The organism is Pseudoalteromonas sp. BSi20495, from assembly GCF_000241185.1.
In the GTDB taxonomy this organism is placed as follows: domain Bacteria; phylum Pseudomonadota; class Gammaproteobacteria; order Enterobacterales; family Alteromonadaceae; genus Pseudoalteromonas; species Pseudoalteromonas fuliginea.
In genome coordinates this window covers 1-20,098 of sequence record NZ_BADY01000104.1, presented here as the reverse complement: position 1 = coordinate 20,098, position 20,098 = coordinate 1, and the positions used below count along the sequence as shown (strand labels likewise).

The following is a 20,098-nucleotide window of genomic DNA, read 5'->3' as shown; positions in this document are numbered from 1 at the left end:
TGAACTTGTGGCTATTTTATAATTTTGCCGCTTAAAGGGAAATGATCGGGTTATTTACTGGCGTGGTACACGTGAATAGTTGTAAACTCAGATAATAATTGAACAAAGCTTGTATTTTGTGCTGCAAGTACATAGCATAAGGCTTTAATTATAAAAAATAATAACGACCAAATAATTGCCGCTTTTTGGGACTGGAATATATGCGAATTACTCCTTTATCTCTGTTAATTTCAGCTAGTTTGTTAGCTAGTAGTGCATTTGCACAAGATACAGCAACTGTAACTGGAATTGAGTCAGAAATTAGTATTAAACAAACAGAATACGATAGCTCGACAAGAATACTTGATAAACATCTTAAAGAAGAAAATCAGTTACAAACTCAACTGGAGTTACTTCGTTCTCGTTCAACTGAATTAGATAAAGAAAAAAACCAAGCACTTGACGCAATGAACGAAATGTATCGTCGCTTAATTGACGATCCTACGTTAGATATCAGTACAACTCAGTCGCGTTATCAAAAAGCGGTGGTTGATCACAAGCAAAATAAAGACGATATTTCTATGCAGTTGGCGGCAATTGCATCCCACCGTAAAGACATTGAACAGATCCGTGTTGCTAAGCATACGTTACTAAACACCTTAGAGGGTTTAAAAGAGCAACTAACAACAGCGCGAGTTGAACGTTTACGTAATGAGTTTACGCGTGAGGGTACGCTAGAAGTTAATCATACAATTAACTGTAAACGCACCGAAACACTTGCAGCTTGTGAACAACGCGGCCAACAAATGGGCTTACAAAAAGCAACAAAACGTTTTGTAGACCAAATTTTTGCCAACTTAACGGAAGAGCGCTTAGTAGAGCCAAAACGTAATATGGCGGGCGCTCAAGTACAAATTTTAAGTAGTCATGTAGTGAGCAGCGCCTTTAGTGGGCAAGGTAATTACAACGTTAATTTAAGCGTCACAATGCGTGGTGAAGTCAACAGCAGTCGTTTATGTAACTTACTAAGTGTTGATAACCATTATTGTTCTGAGTACGGGACACCACTTACCGCTGTGTATCAGCCGGCTTATGGCACTACTTTTTCAGATAGTCAGTTAACATTCAGTAATAGCGCGGATAATAGCGCAACAGTTCAGGTATCTCGTTTAGATGAGCCGTCAGTAAGTAATTACATAATGAAACCTGTTGCTAGCAATAATCGTGTAATTACCACAAATGATAACAATAAACAGGTAGAGTTAACGCTTCGCTCTAATGTGTACGACGACGAAGTTTTTATTGATGGTGTTAGTTTTGGTTCCACTCGTTTAGTAACTAGTTTACCGCGTGGAGTTCATAATGTAGAAGTGCGTAAGTTGGGTTACAAACCCTACCAAGCACGTGTAGATTTAAATAAAGCACAGACTATTCATGTAAATTTAGTAAAAAAGCCTGAGTCGATTGCTGCACCGACATACACTCGTGAGCAAACAGAAGTGACTACCCGTCAGGTTAATGAAAATATAAATGTATTAAATGAAAATGTTCAGACCGCTGTTGTTGTTATTCCAGCAGGCAAGTTTAAAATGGGCGATATTAACGGTAATGGTTTAGCGAATGAGCGTCCGGTTGTTGAAAAAGTGATCGCCAATTCATTTGCGATGCAAAGTCGGGAAGTGACCGTTGGAGCCTATGAAAAATTTGTAGCAAATACCGGTTACAAAACACAAGCAGAGCAAAATAAAGGGTGCGCATATTATTTAAATGGCGAACCAGTATGGGAAGCAAACTTAAATTGGCGCAACCCAGGATTTGATCAAAATAGTAACTTTCCTGCTGTATGCTTAACCTATAACGATGCTAAAGCGTATGCAGAATGGTTATCAGGTCAAACCGGGCAGCAATTTCGTTTACCTAATGAAGTTGAATGGGAATATGCTGCACGAGCCGGTACTGAAACCGAATACCCTTGGGGTAACGAAATTGGTAAAGGTTTAGCTAACTGTGGTTGGTGTGGTAGTGAATGGTCAAATAAGCGCGCTGCACCAGTTGGTTCTTTTTCACCGAATGCATTTGGACTATACGATACCGTAGGTAATGTATGGGAATGGACCAATAAAAAATCAGGTGAATCTGATATTGCAGTAAGAGGTGGGGCGTGGAATTTTGCACCAAGTCTTGCTCGTGCTTCAACGCGCTTAATTTTAGCACCTGATTTTAGATCTAATTACATTGGTTTTCGTCTAGTACGTGAACGATAAAATTTAAGAAGGAAGCTTAGCTTCCTTTTTTCACAAATTTACAAAGGCAGCTGCGCTTTATATTGCTCACATAACTAAGCATGTTAAAGTAAGGCAGCTAACATAAGAACGTATTTCAAAGGTCATCCAGCCTCATGTTTAAAAAACTCCGTGGTATTTTTTCTAACGATCTATCGATCGATTTGGGTACAGCCAATACCCTAATTTATGTAAAAGAAGAGGGTATTGTATTAAACGAACCTTCAGTTGTAGCTATTCGCCAAGAGCGTGCTGGTGGACCTAAAAGTGTAGCCTCAGTAGGAACTGAAGCAAAGCAAATGTTAGGTCGTACGCCAGGTAATATTAAAGCAATTCGTCCAATGAAAGATGGTGTAATTGCTGACTTTTATGTAACAGAAAAAATGTTACAGCACTTTATCAAGCAAGTGCACAACAATAACTTTATGCGCCCAAGTCCACGTGTGCTAATTTGTGTTCCATGTGGTGCTACTCAAGTAGAAAAACGAGCAATACGTGAATCTGCAATGGGTGCCGGTGCTCGTGAAGTTTACTTAATTGAAGAACCAATGGCAGCCGCTATTGGCGCAGGCTTACCAGTATCAGAAGCAACCGGTTCTATGGTTGTTGATATTGGTGGCGGTACAACTGAAGTTGCTATTATTTCACTTAACGGTGTTGTTTACTCATCATCTGTACGTATTGGTGGCGATAAGTTCGACGAAGCGATTATTAACTATGTGCGCCGTAACTTTGGTAGCTTAATTGGTGAAGCAACAGCTGAGAACATTAAGCATCAAATTGGCTCTGCGTTTAAAACTGACGAGCCAATCGAAATAGAAGTGCGTGGTCGTAACCTTGCAGAAGGTGTTCCGCGTTCATTTACACTTAACTCACACGAAATCTTAGAAGCGCTACAAGAGCCATTAATGGGTATTGTAAGTGCAGTTATGGTTGCACTAGAACAGTCTCCACCAGAGCTTGCGTCAGATATTTCTGCGCACGGAATGGTATTGACTGGCGGCGGTGCATTGCTAAAAGATTTAGACCGTTTATTGATGGAAGAGACGGGTATTCCGGTTGTTGTTGCCGATGATCCACTTACATGTGTTGCACGTGGCGGTGGTAAAGCGCTGGAAATGATCGATGTTCATGGTGGTGATGTTTTTAGTTACGATTAATGAAATTAATGTTTGGACGAGCCGTCTCCTTACAACTGCGACTTTTTGTCGCAGTGTTTTTGAGTATCGTACTCATAATTGGTGATAGATACACACAAGGTGGTACGGTTGTTCGTACTAGCCTCAATACCCTCGTTAGCCCGTTAATTTATGTTGCTAATTTACCATACGAACTTTTTAGTTTTAGTGCCAAAAGCCTGCATACACGGGATCAACTTCTTACTGAAAACGAAGCGCTTAAAAAAAAGCAAATGTTACAAAGTGAGCAACTTCAGCAATATCAATTCTTAGCCAGAGAAAATCAAAAACTACGTGCCTTACTTGGCTCATCGGCAAAGCAGTCTAATCGTAAAATTATTGCGCAAGTGCTTTCAGTTCATTCAAATCCATATAGTCACCAAGTGGTAATTAATCGTGGTACAACCGATGAACTCAGTGAGGGGCAAGCCGTTATTGATGAAATGGGAGTGGTAGGGCAACTTACTAAAGTAGGATCGACGACATCACGGGTATTGCTAATGACAGACACCACGCATGCTACGCCGGTACGTATTTTACGTAATGATGTGCGCACCGTGGTCGAAGGCATTGGTAAAATTAATGTCGTTAAACTCTCGCATGTGCCACATAGCTTAGATGTGCGTATTGGCGATGTACTCGTTACGTCAGGTTTAGGCGGCACATTCCCAGAAGGCTACCCCGTGGCTGTTGTAACTGAAATTAACCGAGATGAAGGTCAGCCATTTGCTCAAGTATATGCCGAGCCAATTGCTCAGCTAGATCGTATTCGTTTATTAGTTATTTTGTGGCGCAATAAGCAGGAGCGTCTAAATAATGATTAGCCGTTATTCATTGTTAATAGGGTTGAGCATATTTTTTGCCTTAGTTATGGCGTTAATGCCATTACCTTTTTCGTTTGAACCATTTCGCCCTGATTGGGTATTACTTGTTTTGATGTATTGGTCACTTGCATTACCGCATCGTTTAAATATTGCTACAGCATGGGTGGTTGGCTTATTAATTGATTTAGCTTCTGGTTCGCCACTTGGTGTGAATTCACTGACTTATTCGATTTGTATTTTTGTAACTGCAAGCAATTTCCAAAAAATTCGTAATTTTTCGCTTTGGCAGCAAAGCTTATTAATTGGTTTGTTTTTAACGCTTTATCATTTAATGCAGTTTTGGTTAAATCACTTTTTACTCGGTGTTTATTTTAATCCACAATATTTATGGCCAGTGCTTACCGGTATGGTGAGTTGGTTTTGGGTATTTTCATTACTTCGTAAGTACCGCAGACATTTTAGGATCAGGTAAATGACTACCTCAGTGTATTTGGCATCAGCCTCTCCCCGCCGTAAAGAATTACTAAATCAGTTAGGCATCGAGTTTTCGCAATTTAGTGTTGATGCAGACGAAAGCCAGTTGCCTAATGAGCAGCCGCATAATTATGTAGAGCGTTTAGCGCGTTTAAAGGCAAGCTTAGGTGTTGAGCTTGGCTATACCGACCGACCGGTGCTTGGTAGTGATACAGTGGTTGTTATTGATAACGAGTCTTTATGTAAGCCTCGTGATGAAGCTGACTTTACGCAAACATTAAAGCGCTTATCAGGTAACACACATCAAGTGTTAACGGCTATCGCATTTGCTAGTAAAGATAAAATACTTAGTTGCGTAGTAAGTACTGACGTTACGTTTAAAACCCTCACCGATGAAGAAATAAAAGCATATTGGCTAAGTGGTGAACCACAAGATAAAGCCGGTGGCTATGGAATACAAGGTTTAGGCGGTCGCTTTGTTACTCATATTTCGGGTAGCTATTTTTGTGTTGTAGGCTTACCTTTATATGAGACCGAACAATTATTACAAGCATTCTTAAGAAGGTAACATGAGTACAGAATTACTGATCAATGTCACACCAAGCGAAAGCCGTGTTGCCTTAATAGAAAACGGTGTATTACAAGAAATTCAACTTGAGCGTATTGGCAACCTCGGTATTGTTGGTAATATTTACTTAGGGAAAATAAGTCGTGTATTACCAGGAATGCAAGCTGCTTTTGTTGATATAGGCCTTGAAAAAGCGGCCTTTTTGCATGCGTCAGATATCGTAAACAGCGCATCAATTGTAGAAGGCGTTGACGACACTCCGATAAAAAAAGTACAAGATATTCGTGAGTTAGTTCGCCAAGGTCAATACATTATGGTGCAAGTGGTTAAAGATCCGCTTGGTACTAAAGGTGCAAGACTCACCACAGATATAACAATTCCTTCTCGTTATTTAGTATTTATGCCCGATGCTACTCATGTAGGAGTTAGCCAACGCATCGAAACCGAAGAAGAGCGTGCACGCCTTAAAAAAATAGTTGCGGAATATGGCGATGAAAATGGCAGTTTTATTGTGCGTACAGCAGCCGAAGGGGCAATCGAAGCTGAGCTAAGGCACGACGCTGAATTTTTAAGAAAGTTATGGGAAAAAATAGTATCTCGCAGAAAAAAAACAAGTAAAGCGAGCATCTTACATGAAGACTTAACACTTGCGTTCAGAACGCTTCGTGATTATGTAGGTGAAGACATGGAGCGTATTCGTGTCGATTCAAAATTGACTTATCAAGAGCTTAAGTTATTTACTGATGAGTTTGTACCACAGCTTTCTAAAGTACTTGAGTATTATCCAGGTGAGCGCCCAATATTTGATTTGTTTGATGTCGAAAATGAAATTCAAAAAGCCTTACATCGTAAAGTAACGTTAAAATCGGGCGGTTATATCATTATTGATCAAACCGAAGCGATGACCACGGTTGATGTAAACACTGGAGCTTTTGTTGGCCATCGTAATTTAGAAGAAACTATTTTTAATACCAATGTAGAAGCTACTTCGGCTATCGCCCGTCAACTCAGACTACGTAATTTAGGCGGCATTATTATTATCGATTTTATTGATATGGTAAGCGAAGACCACAAACGCCGCGTATTACATTCGCTTGAATCTGCGTTATCGAAAGATTGCACCAAAACGAATATAAATGGTCTTTCTGCACTCGGTTTAGTGGAAATGACCCGTAAGCGTACGCGCGAAAGTCTAGAACATATTTTATGTGATGTATGTCCTGCATGTTCAGGTCGTGGTTCGCAAAAAACAGTTGAAACAGTGTGCTATGAAATATTACGCGAGATAGTGCGCGTTAATCGTGCTTACGCAGCCGATAAATTTATGGTATACGCTGCCCCAGCAGTGAGTGAATCTTTACTTAATGACGAATATCATAACCTAGCGGAACTTGAGCTTTTTATTGGTAAGCAAGTACATATTCAAACCGAGAGTTTATACAGCCAAGAACAGTTTGATGTGGTAATGATGTAATGAAAGCAAAAGCGGTCTGTTTTTTTTGTTTTAGAAAGTTATGGCAAACCTGCGCCATAATTTTGGTATTACTGGCCGTTATTGTTTCTATTTTAAAATATACACTTCCTTATGCTAATGACTATAAAGGCGATATTGAAACTTACTTACACAGTAAATTTGATGTCAGCCTTTCAATTGGTTCTATTTCAGCAAGTTGGCAGGGTAGTGGCCCCGCTTTGGTTCTTGAAGATTTATCCTTTAAAGATAATGAAACGGCTCCTATTTCTCTTACCATCGCAAAAACCAGTTTAGAGCTTAATTTGTGGGAAAGCTTAAAAACGCTACAGTTAAAATCTAATTATTTTGTTATTAGTGGCTTTCACACCAGCGTTAATGTGGGCAACTTATTTAATGGCAATGAGCAAGGTGAAGTTTCTTTTGAACAAAAAGAACTCATTGAAGGTCTTTTTTTAGGTGAAACTGGGCATTTTGCTATTGAGAATTCAAGCGTCAACTTCATACTTGAAGATGGTAAAGAGCGTAAAGTAATGCTTAAAAATATTACTTGGCAAAATGAAGATAAAAAACACCTAGGCAGTGGTAGCTTGGCATTGCCCGGTATCTCAGTTGGTAATTTTGATGCGCGCATTGCTTTATCGGGTAAGACCTTGGAAAAGGTGATTGGTGATATGTATGTGCAAGCAAATAAAGTAGATGTATCTAACTGGTTAGCGCAATACATAACAAGTGAAAAGCAGCAATTACACAGTGATATAAATTTACAAGCTTGGTTTAAGCTCGAAAAAGGGCTATTTAGCGATATAAAAGTGCAATGGTTACCAAGCTTTGTGCGTTGGCAGTATGAAGAAAAAAATCAACAAGTTAGTTTAAGCGAAGGGGGATTTCATTTATACCCAGAGCAAAATGGTTGGCGCTTAAAAAGTACAGGTTTAACATTTGCTAGTAACAGCAAGGCTTGGCCAAGTTTAGAGTTTGAAGCAAAGCTAGATGCGCAAAACAAAGTATGGTTACAGCAAGTTGATTTAGAACTACTAAATAATTTAGCTGGATTAACTAATTTTAATGGTTTAGCCCCTTTTTTAGAGCGTGAACCAAGTGGTTTGATTAAACAAGCATATTTAAATTTTGAAAGCGTTGAGCAGTGGCAGCTATGGTTTGAGGCTGACAATATTGGTTGGCAAGAGCTCGATTCAGTACCGGCTGCTCAAGGGTTAAGAGTAAGTGGTCTTGTAAATCAAGCAAGCGGACGTATTAGCTTATTTGGCGAAAATGGCACGCTTGTTACTGGCGAAAACTTTAGTAATGATATCCAATATAATCAAATTAATATCGATTTAGATTTAGTAAATCGAAAAGAAGGTTGGCACATCAGTAGTGATGAAATTTGGTTTGATAATAATGAAATAACACTTGCTGCTGAAATGCAGCTGAGCCTCGGGGATACGCCTCGTTTAGATTTATATGCAGAAGCGTTCGCTCCAGATGCCAATATTGCAGGGCATTACTTCCCGCTAAAAGCAATGAGCCATGAGCTCGTTAGCTATTTAAATGGTGCAATTAAAGGCGGAGAAGTATCTAAAGCACAGGTCTTATTTGCAGGGCCTTTGTCTGGTTTCCCATTTACTGATGGTAGTGGTCAGTTTGATGTATTAGCACAAATAGACAATGCAACCTATGAGTTTGACCCTGATTGGCCTGCGGTCACTAATGCTAATGTGCAGCTACATTTTGCTAATGAGCGGATGGACATATATAGCCAGCAAGGCAAGTTGGTTAATTTAGATATTGGTCATAGTGTACAGGTGAGCATTGCAGATTTAATGAATGCTGATGAACTTATTGTGCAAATTGATAAAAAAGCAGAGATGGAAAAGTTACATGATTTTTTTGCAGCGACACCTATTGCCAAACCTCTTGCTGAAATTTTTAAAGTCGTACAGGGCAAAGGCGAAGCCGATGCCAGTATTGAGCTTTTAGTAGGCTCTAAGTTTAAAGGCGGAGCCAGTGTTAGCGGCAAAGTTAATTTAAATGACTTGCCAGTATTTATAGCAACGCCAGGCATTGAGCTTAAAAACTTAACTGGCGAGCTTAATTTTACAAACGACAATATTACACTTAAAAATGCGACTGCGAAGTGGTTGGGTATGCCGCTAACTATTGATTACAGCAGTAAAAGTGATGCTAAAAATTACCAAGCAAACATAGATATAAACGCCAAAATTGACGCCGATACACTAATTGATAGTGGGCAAGGTATATTAAAAAATTATTTAAGTGGGCAAAGCGATGTTGATATTGGTTTAGTACTTAATTTTACCGAACAAGGCTTTAATTACCGTGCACAGGTAAACTCAGAACTACTTGGCTTAACGAGTAACTTACCCGCACCTTATAATAAAAATAGCGAACAAGCGTGGGCACTTGATGCAGTAGTTCAAGGTGATGATATTTCTAATCTCATTACAGCAAACGCTAATCAACAGTTTTACTTTAATGCTATTTTAGAAAATGGGAAATCACAGTTTAGTAATGCCCATTTTGTGATCGGAAAACAAGATTTAGGATTAAACCAAAAAGACTTAAGCGTAAATATAAATCTTGAGCAGAGTGAACTAGTGCCTTGGTTTGATCTGATTGATCAAATAACCAATGCAGCCAGATCAAACCCTGAAAATCAATCATCTGGCATTATGCCACCGTTAAATGAAGTGGTAGCAAGCATTGGAAAAATCAATGTGAGTAATATTGTATTTAATGATTTTGAAATGCGTTTAGCACCTTCTAAAAATGATTTATATTTGAAGTTAAATGCTAAAGAGTTGCGTGCTGATGTATTTATTCCAACCTCTCAACCGAGCCAGCCCATACGAATTAATACCGATTACTTAAGGCTTAATTTTGCTGAAAAAATTAAGCCAGAGTTTGAAGTGGCCGACATATTACCCATAGCTGATTTAAGTTGGTTAACAAAAGTACCGGCCATAGAGTTTGAATGTGGTGATTGTAAAATTGCACGCTATCAACTCGATAAGGTAAGCGCTTCGTTATTAGGTGATGGAAAGCGACTCTTAATTTCAGAACTGGTGGTTGATAAAGGCGATCATGTACTGCGCACTAAAGGACAGTGGGAAAACGGCTTAACGGAGTTTTCAGGAGAGTTAAAAAGTGATGATATCGGTTCTTTATTCAATGAGTTTGATATCACTACGGCTATTAAAGATTCTAAAGCAAATATTAACTATAGCCTAGCATGGCAAGCGGCCCCTTACGACTTTGATGTTGCGAGTCTAAGTGGTGAAATTGAGTGGGATTTAGGCGAAGGTCATTTAACTGAAATCAGCGATGGTGGTGCACGCGTATTTTCGCTGTTGAGCCTTGATTCACTCGTACGCAAACTGAAACTTGATTTTAGAGATGTATTTTCAAAGGGCTTTTTTTATAACAGCATGCAAGGCTCTATGCAGTTAGAAAACGGTATCGCTTACACTAAAGATACTAAAATGGACGGTGTGCCTGCCGATTTAACTATTAAAGGCTACGCAAACTTAAATACCCTAGATATAGATTATGACCTTGCTGTAGCGCCACAAGTAACCTCAAGCATTCCGGTTATAGTGGCATGGATGGTTAATCCAGTAACAGGGCTTGCTGCTTTAGCACTTGATAAAGTTATTCATTCTGCGCGCGTCATCTCAGAGATCAATTTTAAAGTAACGGGTAAAATGAACGATCCTATTGTTCAAGAACTCGACAGAAAAAGTCGTGAAGTTACACTACCTCAAGCTGCGCAAAATCAGCCACAAGCATCAGTCGATTTAAAGCTTAAAGATGCACAAGTAACAGTAACGCAATGAACAAAACAGCAAGCATAAGCACACCCACAATAGTTGCCCTACAAATGTGTTCAGGGCTAAACCCTGATGACAACATAGCAAGCTTAAAGCGCGCACTTAAAACTCTGCCAGCAACAAGGCCATTACTTGTTTGCTTGCCAGAAGCTTTTTTAGTGTTTAGTAAAACTGGTAACGATACTTTACTTGTTGCTAAGCAAGTTGAGCAATACAAATTACAACTTAGTGAATTGTGCCAACACCATAATATTTGGTTAAATGCAGGCACAATGCCTGAGCCATTTAACGAACATAAGTATTACGCAGCATCGCACTTATATAATAATCAAGGCGAGCTTGTTGCAACGTACAACAAAATACATTTATTTGATGTAAATGTAGATGATAAAACAGGTAGCTATCGAGAATCAGATTTTACCCAAGCAGGTAGCGATATGGTGGTGGTTGAGTCTCCATTTGGTAAAATAGGTTTAACAGTATGTTATGATCTGCGCTTTAGTGGCTTGTTCAATGATCTAGTTCGCCAAGGCGCGGAGATTATTTTAGTCCCGAGTGCATTTACAGTTGTTACAGGGCAAGCACACTGGCAACCGCTATTAGCAGCTCGCGCAATAGAAACACAATGCTATGTAGTTGCAGCGGCTCAACACGGTACACATGAAAATGGCCGACAAACATATGGTCACAGTATTATTATTTCACCTTGGGGTAATACCCTGAGCGAATTGCCAACAGGCACCGGTTTTATAAGCTGCCACGCAGATTTAGACCAGTTACAAAAAATTAGACGAGATATGCCCGTGCAGTCTCATCAACGATTTAGAGAGCATTTATTATGAATTCGGTTGAACAGCATTTACTACATGACAGCCTGCTAAATAGAGAAGAGCTCGAAAAAACGCTCGCTTACATACATCAGCATAAAGTGGATTACGCTGACTTATATTTTCAATCAAGCCACCACGAATCGTGGGTGCTTGAAGACGGCTTAGTTAAAGAAGGTTCTTATAACGTTGAACGTGGTGTTGGTGTACGTGCTGTAAGCGGCGAAAAAACAGGTTTTTCTTACTCTGATGCAATAAACCTTGAAGCGCTAAATAAAGCGGCAACAGCAGCGCGTAGCATTGCCGATGCTGGCGAAGATAGAGCAATTAAAGTATTTAGCGATGTTAAAGCTAAAGAGCAGTTTGCACCGCATCAACCAATTTCGAGTATGAGCGATACCGACAAGGTTAATTTATTACGCGAACTTGAAAACTACATTCGTGAATTAGCACCCGATGCAGAGCAAGTAATTAGCTCAATGTCTGCGGTATACGAAGAAGTATTAATCGCGGCAAGTGATGGCACGTTTGCTACCGATATTCGCCCACTTATTCGCTTAAACTGTTCAGTACTGCTTGAAAAAAATGGTCGCCGTGAACGCGGCGGCGCAGGCGGTGGTGCACGTTTAGATTATGGCTATTTTAAAGAGCTTGTTGATGGTAAACCGCGTTGGATGGAGTTTGCAGAAGAAGCGGTACGCCAAGCTAAAGTAAATCTTGAAGCTATTGATGCACCTGCAGGCACGATGGAAGTTGTACTTGGTAATGGTTGGCCTGGCGTGCTTTTACACGAAGCGGTAGGGCACGGCCTTGAAGGCGACTTTAACCGTAAAGGCGCGTCTGCGTTTAGTGGTAAAGTGGGCCAAAAAGTAGCATCTGAGCTGTGTACTGTTGTTGATGATGGCACAATGGCTGACCGTCGAGGTTCACTTAACGTAGATGACGAAGGTACACCAGCGGCTTACAACGTGCTAATCGAAAACGGTATTTTAAAAGGCTATATGCAAGATAAGCTAAACGCGCGTTTAATGGGTGTAAATCCTACCGGAAACGCACGTCGTGAGTCGTATGCACATTTACCAATGCCTCGCATGACTAATACCTACATGTTAGGTGGTGAGCACAGCCAAGCCGATATTATCAGTAGTGTTAAAAAAGGGGTATTCGCGCCTAACTTTGGCGGCGGACAAGTTGATATAACCTCAGGTAAGTTTGTATTTAGCGCATCAGAAGCGTATTTAATCGAAAACGGTAAAATTACTCAGCCAATTAAAGGCGCAACGCTTATTGGTAATGGCCCAGAAGTAATGCAGCAAATATCTATGGTTGGTAACGACTTAGCACTTGATAAAGGTGTTGGTGTTTGTGGTAAAGATGGTCAAAGCGTACCGGTAGGCGTAGGCCAACCAAGCCTTAAAATTGATCAGTTAACGGTCGGTGGTACAGCTTAAATATTACTCAAGCGCGAAGTGAATTCGCACCTACGTGCTTGATGTTTATTGTAGGTGAGGTTTTACACCTCGCTTTTTACGTTTAAGTTAGGCTCTATGCGCGAAGTAAATTCGCACTTATATGCTTGATGTTTATTGTAGGTGAGGTTTTATACCTCGCTTTTTACGTTTAAGTTGGGCTCTATGCGCGAAATAAATTCGCACCTACAATTTGCCTGCTTACTCTGGGTAGGTGAGGTTTTACACCTCGCTTTTTAAATATAGGCTCAGAAATAGAGCGCGAAATAAATTCGCACCTACAATTTGCATGCTTACTCTGTGTAGGTGAGGTTTTACACCTCGCTTTTTAAATATAAGCTCAGAAATAGAGCACGAAATAAATTCGCACCTACAATTTGTATTTTTACTCTGTGTAGGTGAGGTTTATACTTCTCCCTCATCCCCTTTAGTTTTTTCAGCCTCTTTATACCATAACGCAAAAAAGCACTCTGTTAATTTGTGCTCTATCTCAAGCGCTTTTTCTGTAGGACAAAACAAGGTAAAGCTTGCTTTAAACTCACCTAAATCGGTTGTACCAAAGTGAATTACAGGCTCTGGGCCAGATATTTTTGCATCAAGTTTACGCTCAATCATCGAATTATAGCGGCTTGCTACTTCTTGAAACTCTTCGCAGTACAGCTTAGCCTGTTCGGTCAATGTGTCGTGAATAGGGTACGGGTTAAAGCTCTCTCTTCGGACAATAATAAAATGGTGTGTAACAAAGCGTTTTACAAAGTTTAAGTTTTTAATCGAGCTGGTAATTAGCTTATTGTTTGGTATGTATATGGTTTTTCTCGAAAATTGATAAGTATGTATATCAATTTCATGCATGGTTGTTTTTATCCAATCGGTTTCAGCAACTTCACCAAAGTAATCACCAACTTGTATCCAATCACCCACTCTAAACGGGCGTGTTGTTACTAGGTAAAAAAAGCCTATTACACACTGAATAAATTCACGCGTTGCAAGTACAATCGCCACAGCAAAGGCGGCAATAGAAAGTGCAAAGTTTTGAATCTCTGTAGACCACACAAAGAGAAGTGATATCACCATTACAAAGTTAATAAAGTGCTTAATATTATGCGCGATGTAGCGAATATCTTTTTCTTTTTTCTCAGCGCGACTTTTTGCTAACTTATCGACAAGTATCTTAAGCACAAATGCAATTGTTAACATTATTAGTGAGAGAAGAAACGGATGCAGTAATATATCTTTAGTCATAAATTCCTAATGGTTTAAAGTTGATAAACACGACCAGTTTATTGATTTATTTTGCCAATGGGCTAATTTAACGCAAATAAAAACCCTTTAGCAAATTAATGCTAAGGAGTATTCGTTTTTATCAGTAATTTTCAATGGTTAAACCAACCTACTCTACTTGAACTCTGGTTAAGAGATTTACTAACATATTGAACTATAGTGATATTTGAGTTTATTTCTCTCTAGCTAGAGATTTCAGTAAATTAAACGCAGTTAGCGCTGAAAACAACTGCTTGAGATAAATTTATTATCCAGAGTTCAGGTTATTTAGATATGAGGTCTATTTAACGATAGGTAAATTGCACTATAACTAGAGTCTGTTTATCTTTTAGGTAAGGGTTAGCCTATGTTGTGCGGTTACCCCCATCAATAGGCGATAAAGCAGTATAAATACCAAACATGTGCAGCCCTAGGTTAAATAAATTTTAATACTTAAAGACTAGGTAATATTTTTTATATCTAGTTGTTTTAAATAAAAATTATAACAACGCTATGAGAGGGGTAATTCGTTAAATTGTACCGGTACTTATGTCAGTTGGTATTAAAGGCTATTTAACATCAATAATGCCTTTGCTTGTATTTTATCGAGAGTAAATTAGATGTACCGTGGTGGAATAGTCCAGATCCTATAGATAATTTAGTGTGAAGCACGCATTTCAAGTGAAGATGGGTATTGTGGTTTTAATCGATAAGCAAGCTGCTAGATACGTATTCCCGGCTTTTATTTAAGTACGCGCAATATAGAATTAGAATACTTATCAAGCATTAAATTTATTTCACTAAGTACTTTCCCTTTACTTCATAAGTTCCATTTAACCCATATTTTATAAGTCGGAAATAACAAAACAACTACTTATAAGTTAGAAGGTATTGAACCGTCCTATTGAGACTAGAACTGCTAATTTTTTGTCAGTGCAGTTTTATTTGATGAGGTTTAAGTTCACAGACTTTAATTTATAACGCTATTCTAATAATTAAAACTACATACAGTAATAAAAGCGATTATTAGTTTTTATTCACTCCTCTACCTTGCAATATATTGGCGCTTTTTTGTTGTAATGCTTTGTAATAGACACAAATAAAAAAGTAATACTATTATTTCCTTAAATACAGACAAGTAAGAAAAACACCGATTAATGATAAATAACTACATATTGTTATTTTTTTGTTTTTCTTTTGTTTTATTTTTGTTCACATAACTCTTGGTTCTACGTCATCGCTTCGTAAATTCAATTTAAAGCGGAGAGATGATGTTTTTATCAAGGAGTTCCCATTCAAGCGTTCAGCTTGAAACTAATCCCCACCTAAAGTTTTGGGTTATTTGGTCAGATTATGAAAAACGAGTGCGGGCTTGTTGCTATAAATGGTTATATAGCGACCAAGATCGAGTTGAAGACGCCATGGCACAAGCGTGTGAAAAAGCGCTTAAAGTTTATATACAAGACAGCTCTCAAATAGAAAACATGTTTGCTTGGCTTTGTCGGATAGCCCATAACATCTGTATGGATATACATCGCTTAAATAGTAAAGAAAGCGATTTAGTGAAACAAGCCAACAGCTCCTCAACACAGTTTTATTTTACGGAGAGCCAGTCACAAACATTGGAAAGTGAGTATGAACGTATTCACCTATATCAGAAGTTGATGGATGCCATTAATGATTTGCCTAATGATTTAAAGCAAGTGATCCAGTATAAATTTATTTATGAAATGGAGTACTCAGAAATAGCAAACCAATTACAAATTAGCCAAGAAAATGCAAGAAAGCGTGTGCAATTGGCTCGTAAGAAACTAAGTGCATTACAGTATGTATAAGCCCTCATGTTCAGGTCATCGGTTTTTCTTGGCTTGTAACCACAAAATAATTTAAAAAATCTTTTTCACAAACAGATGAATACCCCGTTATTCAAATAACGGGGTATCTGACCAAGATACCCAAATTTAAATCGAACATTCGCATCACCTTAGCTGGGATTGATGTGGCGGAGCTTGGCTGGAGCATTAATATGAAAAATGAAAGGCAGTGGTTTGTGGTTTATACCAAAGCCAATAGTGAGAAAAAATTTGCTGTACAGGTCAATCTTTTGCAAAGTGATTGTGAAGCATTTTTGCCTTTAATAGATCAGGCCCGCCAATGGAGTGACCGAACCAAAGTGGTAAGCGTACCGTTATTTAAATCATACGTATTTGTTTATATTGACGGTAATGAATTTCAACAGTTAAAACGCCTACCAGGTTTCGTTTCATATATTAAATTTAATAATCTACCAGCTGTGATTTCTCAGCAAGAAATGAAAAAAATTCAACGTTTTATATCTACAGGTAAAGTGGTTGAAGTGCTGTCTAATCGTTTGCTAGTAGGAACTAAAGTGGAAATTGTTAGCGGTAGTTTACAAGGGTATTGCGGTATTCTGGTTGAGCGACGTAATCAACAATTAGTCGCAATTGAAGTCGAGGGATTAGCGCAAAGTATGATGCTAACTTTACCTGAAATGCTATTGAAACCGATTGTTGAGGTTTAATTATGGCGTATCTAAGTGAAACAAATATACAAACGCTGAAAGCCCAATTATTGCGTTATGAGGGGTTATCATTAAAACCATATAGATGTACCGAAGGAAAATTAACGATCGGTATTGGCCGTAACTTAGAAGATAAAGGTTTGTCATTGGATGAGGTAGATTACCTATTAAACAATGACATTAATAATGTTATAGCACAGGTTGCAGTGCATATTCGCGTTTTCAAATTATTGAATGAAACTAAAAAGATTATTTTGCTAGATATGGCGTTTAATCTTGGGGTTGCAGGGCTATGTAAGTTTAAAAATATGCTCAGGGCACTGGAAGATAAAAATTACCCTTTAGCAGCGGCTGAAATGCTTGACTCTAGATGGGCTAAGCAGGTTGGAGTGAGAGCTGATGAGCTGGCACAAAAAATGGCTCTAGGAGAGTGATATGAGTGCCATTATACCTCAATTACAAGTGCCTCATTCAGAGCAAGAGCGGCGAGTTGCTTATCATCTCTATCAGTTTGGTAGTGCGCTAAAAGCACAAGATGAACATCTAAGTGATACTGTTAAAGAGCTACATGAGCAGTTAAATAAACTAATTTTTATGCCACGGTTTAACCATCTTACTGATTTATTTTCGTTGTCTCATTCTGAAACTAAGTTGCTAGCACTTGTTTATATTCAAGTTCAAGATCCAGACGTAATAGCCCCATTTTTAGGATTAAGTTGGTTTGAGCAAGGGCCAACATTGAGTTTAGATAAGTTAGTAACATTAGTGGACGAATCTTTAAATAAATACAACACCATAGCAGAATTTGGCCCTAAATCAGCATTGTTTAAATGGGGGTTAATATACCTAACAAATGAGAGTATAGGTTTACAAAGCGCAGTGAATATTGCCCCTTATTTACATGAATTTTTGCAATGTGGTACTACAAGCTGTGATTACCTTAGTTTCTTTACTTTAGTAGACACGGCGCAGGACCCAGTATTTGATAGTTGTTTTAGTTTACCAGAAGAGGTTGCAGCTCAATCATTACTTATTATCGACAGTGAAAATGATGAAATAACCGCCTGGTATACTCAGCAGTTGGCATTACGGTGCGATACCACGTTGGCACACTATGTAGCAGAGCCAAACAATGGTTTCAACATATCTCATTTAGCGCATGAATTTGCCTGCTTACAGCTCATAGCTCAAACGCAACCAGTATTATTGTATTGGCCCGAAATTGGTAGCTTGTTACAACACAACTTAATTCAATTAAATACTCTAGTTGAGCAATGTACAAAATTGGCGTTAATAACAACAACAGCTAGCCCCTTGTTTGACGAGGTATTTACGCAATCATTAAAAATTAAAGTACAAGTACCAAATTTGTCACAATTAAAAGAGGCTTGGTTGTCGTTATGTAATAGCGAGCAACATACGCATTTAGATAAAGCCCAAGCTCAGCAGTTGGTGGCTAAATATCCCGTAGCGTTACCTCATATGAAGCAGCTAGCAAACAATGCTAAGGCAGATAAAAGTGATGAACAAGATTACTGGGAAACATTGCAAGCGCTGTGTTTTTCAGCGCAAAGTCAACACTGCGATGAACTAGCTAAATTGTGTCAAGCGCGCTTTACCCTCGACGACATGATATTGAATGACAAAATTACGGTGCAATTGCAGGAGTTAATCGCCAGAATTAATTTTAAAGCTTCATTACAACAGCGTCTACCTAGTTTTAATCAAGGATGTAAAGCGCTATTTTGGGGTAAACCAGGCACTGGTAAATCTATGGCCGCAGAAGCCATTGCAGGTGAATTGCAACTACCACTGTACATAGTTAATTTGGCCAATATTGCCAGTAAATGGATAGGTGAAACTGAAAAGCACTTAGCTAAGCTATTTGATTCAGCTCAGAAATATAATGCGGTACTCATGTTTGACGAAGCAGATGCGATTTTTGCAAAACGCAGCGAGGTAGAGTCAAGCCATGATAAAAACGCCAATATGGGCGTAAGTTACCTACTTCAACGTATGGAACACTACACGGGCTTGTTGTTACTAAGTACTAACTTTAAAAGTAACCTTGATGAGGCATTTTTACGTCGCTTTCAAGGGGTAATTGAGTTTACTTTACCTGATAAACAGCAGCGCGTTGATATTTGGCAGCGTAATTTAAGCACCAATGCAGATAGTGATTTATGCCAAGGCATTAGCCAACTTGCAGCATTGTTTGAGCTCAGTGCTGCGCAAATAATCAATATCTGCGAAATGGCATTGTTGCAAAGTTTGATCGCTGACAAAAAGTTGATTAGTCGAGCCGAGATTGCCAATGCATTACATAGAGAACTCTCAAAACAACATGCCGGCTTTATGACCCAGCAATCTTTATCAACGTGGTTAACGGGAGGGCACAATGGACGCAACCTTAATTTATAAAGTACAACAGGCACTTGATTCGTTTATTAAAGACAAAGTTTTATCGCTCAATAATAACGATGATGTAGTAGATACTTCTATTGTATTGAGCTTTCAAGCGCCAGATAATGAATTTACTACTAGTTTAGGCAGCGACCCCGCAATAAATTGTTATTTAGTTGGTATAACTGAAGATATTCAGCGTCGTCAAAGTGAGCCACCTCGTACGCAAATAAATTTTACGCAAACTCACCGTACACGATTCATTGAGCCTAAATTTGTGTCATTGACTTATATGCTAACCGTTTGGAGTAAAAACCCACAGCAAAGCGCTGCGATAGAGCATTTGATTATGGGCTATTTAATTGCAGGTATAGGACGGTACGATTTTCTACCTGAAGAGTTACTACTCGCACAACAAATTGATATATCACCTTATGGTATCCGCAGCCAAATATTCGGTAATGAGTACAGTGAAAAAGTAACAGGGCAAGTATGGCAGGCACTCGGGAGTACGCCTAAAGCAACCATTCTCTATACGCTCTCTTTGCCTATGCCAGTATTTGAGCCAGTACAACTGCCAATAGTAAAAGAAATTAATAAACTCTTAGATAACAAAGCTTAATTTAACCTCAATTATTTTACCTAACAGATCCCATAATTTAATCGGCAGTTGTTGAGCATTCAGATCAGCGGCTGAAATCATCATTTATTTATTAGATTACAGAGGAATATTATGAGTACTTCAGAACTCAATGAACGATTAAAAAGCTACTTTCAGCGTGGTGATATCCCTACTCAACAAGAATTTGGGGATCTAATTGATACGGCAACAAGCAGTATCAATAATGATCGTTTACCAGAGCAGATAGATTTAACTCAAATTGGAGAAAATTCATCGATTAAAGTGAAAGAGGTTATAGCTAATGGCGCACAAATCACGAATATTGCCAACAATCATTTACCGCCG

The 20,098-nt window shown here is 38.8% G+C and carries 16 protein-coding genes; 15 read left to right on the top strand and 1 reads right to left on the bottom strand.

The window, feature by feature from the left end; translation table 11 throughout:
- The first annotated feature begins 200 nt into the window (after positions 1-200).
- The 9 genes from P20495_RS06850 (at position 201) to tldD (ending at position 12,908) form a co-directional block, all read left to right on the top strand.
- Positions 201-2,243 carry a formylglycine-generating enzyme family protein gene (locus P20495_RS06850; RefSeq protein WP_008137337.1) on the top strand — a complete coding sequence of 681 codons (2,043 nt, stop codon included), beginning with the start codon at positions 201-203 and terminating at the stop codon, positions 2,241-2,243.
- Positions 2,244-2,377: 134 nt separating this feature from the next.
- Entirely contained in the window at positions 2,378-3,421 is a 1,044-nt protein-coding gene (locus P20495_RS06855) for a rod shape-determining protein (RefSeq protein WP_002958401.1), read from the top strand.
- On the top strand, positions 3,421-4,263 hold the full coding sequence (gene mreC / locus P20495_RS06860) for a rod shape-determining protein MreC (protein WP_188085246.1): 843 nt from the start codon (positions 3,421-3,423) through the stop codon (positions 4,261-4,263). The genes P20495_RS06855 and mreC overlap by 1 nt, the downstream gene beginning before the upstream one ends.
- Positions 4,256-4,735: a rod shape-determining protein MreD gene (gene mreD / locus P20495_RS06865; RefSeq protein ID WP_007378603.1), complete on the top strand. Its 480-nt coding sequence runs from the start codon at positions 4,256-4,258 to the stop codon at positions 4,733-4,735. The genes mreC and mreD overlap by 8 nt, the downstream gene beginning before the upstream one ends.
- On the top strand, positions 4,736-5,305 hold the full coding sequence (locus P20495_RS06870) for a nucleoside triphosphate pyrophosphatase (RefSeq protein ID WP_008137331.1): 570 nt from the start codon (positions 4,736-4,738) through the stop codon (positions 5,303-5,305). It begins immediately after the preceding gene.
- A 1-nt stretch (position 5,306) separates the two neighbouring features.
- On the top strand, positions 5,307-6,779 hold the full coding sequence (gene rng / locus P20495_RS06875; RefSeq protein ID WP_007378601.1) for a ribonuclease G: 1,473 nt from the start codon (positions 5,307-5,309) through the stop codon (positions 6,777-6,779).
- Positions 6,779-10,636 (top strand): YhdP family protein, encoded by a 3,858-nt coding sequence (locus tag P20495_RS06880; RefSeq protein WP_008137328.1) that lies wholly within the window; start codon positions 6,779-6,781, stop codon positions 10,634-10,636. Before rng ends, P20495_RS06880 begins: the two co-directional genes overlap by 1 nt.
- Positions 10,633-11,472, top strand: coding sequence for a carbon-nitrogen hydrolase family protein (locus P20495_RS06885; protein WP_008137327.1), 840 nt, complete (start codon positions 10,633-10,635; stop codon positions 11,470-11,472). Before P20495_RS06880 ends, P20495_RS06885 begins: the two co-directional genes overlap by 4 nt.
- Positions 11,469-12,908, top strand: a complete 1,440-nt coding sequence (tldD, locus tag P20495_RS06890) for a metalloprotease TldD (protein ID WP_007378598.1) — start codon at positions 11,469-11,471, stop codon at positions 12,906-12,908. Before P20495_RS06885 ends, tldD begins: the two co-directional genes overlap by 4 nt.
- Before the next feature lie 423 nt (positions 12,909-13,331).
- Here the strand turns inward: tldD and P20495_RS06895 are convergent, their stop codons facing one another.
- Positions 13,332-14,168 (bottom strand): mechanosensitive ion channel family protein, encoded by an 837-nt coding sequence (locus tag P20495_RS06895; protein ID WP_007378994.1) that lies wholly within the window; start codon positions 14,166-14,168, stop codon positions 13,332-13,334.
- Between the two features lie 1,286 nt (positions 14,169-15,454).
- Here P20495_RS06895 and P20495_RS06900 point away from each other — a divergent pair.
- The 6 genes from P20495_RS06900 to P20495_RS20765 all read left to right on the top strand — a co-directional run.
- Positions 15,455-16,021, top strand: a complete 567-nt coding sequence (locus tag P20495_RS06900; protein ID WP_232224826.1) for an RNA polymerase sigma factor — start codon at positions 15,455-15,457, stop codon at positions 16,019-16,021.
- 164 nt (positions 16,022-16,185) lie between these two features.
- Positions 16,186-16,728 (top strand): UpxY family transcription antiterminator, encoded by a 543-nt coding sequence (locus P20495_RS06905; RefSeq protein ID WP_008137321.1) that lies wholly within the window; start codon positions 16,186-16,188, stop codon positions 16,726-16,728.
- Between the two features lie 2 nt (positions 16,729-16,730).
- On the top strand, positions 16,731-17,162 hold the full coding sequence (locus P20495_RS06910; protein ID WP_007378997.1) for a glycoside hydrolase family protein: 432 nt from the start codon (positions 16,731-16,733) through the stop codon (positions 17,160-17,162).
- Position 17,163: 1 nt separating this feature from the next.
- Positions 17,164-19,149, top strand: a complete 1,986-nt coding sequence (locus P20495_RS06915) for an ATP-binding protein (protein WP_007378998.1) — start codon at positions 17,164-17,166, stop codon at positions 19,147-19,149.
- Positions 19,127-19,753: a Pvc16 family protein gene (locus P20495_RS06920; RefSeq protein ID WP_008137318.1), complete on the top strand. Its 627-nt coding sequence runs from the start codon at positions 19,127-19,129 to the stop codon at positions 19,751-19,753. Before P20495_RS06915 ends, P20495_RS06920 begins: the two co-directional genes overlap by 23 nt.
- A gap of 111 nt (positions 19,754-19,864) precedes the next feature.
- The coding region (locus P20495_RS20765) for a hypothetical protein (protein WP_033016085.1) at positions 19,865-20,098 on the top strand (234 nt) is incomplete at its 3' end.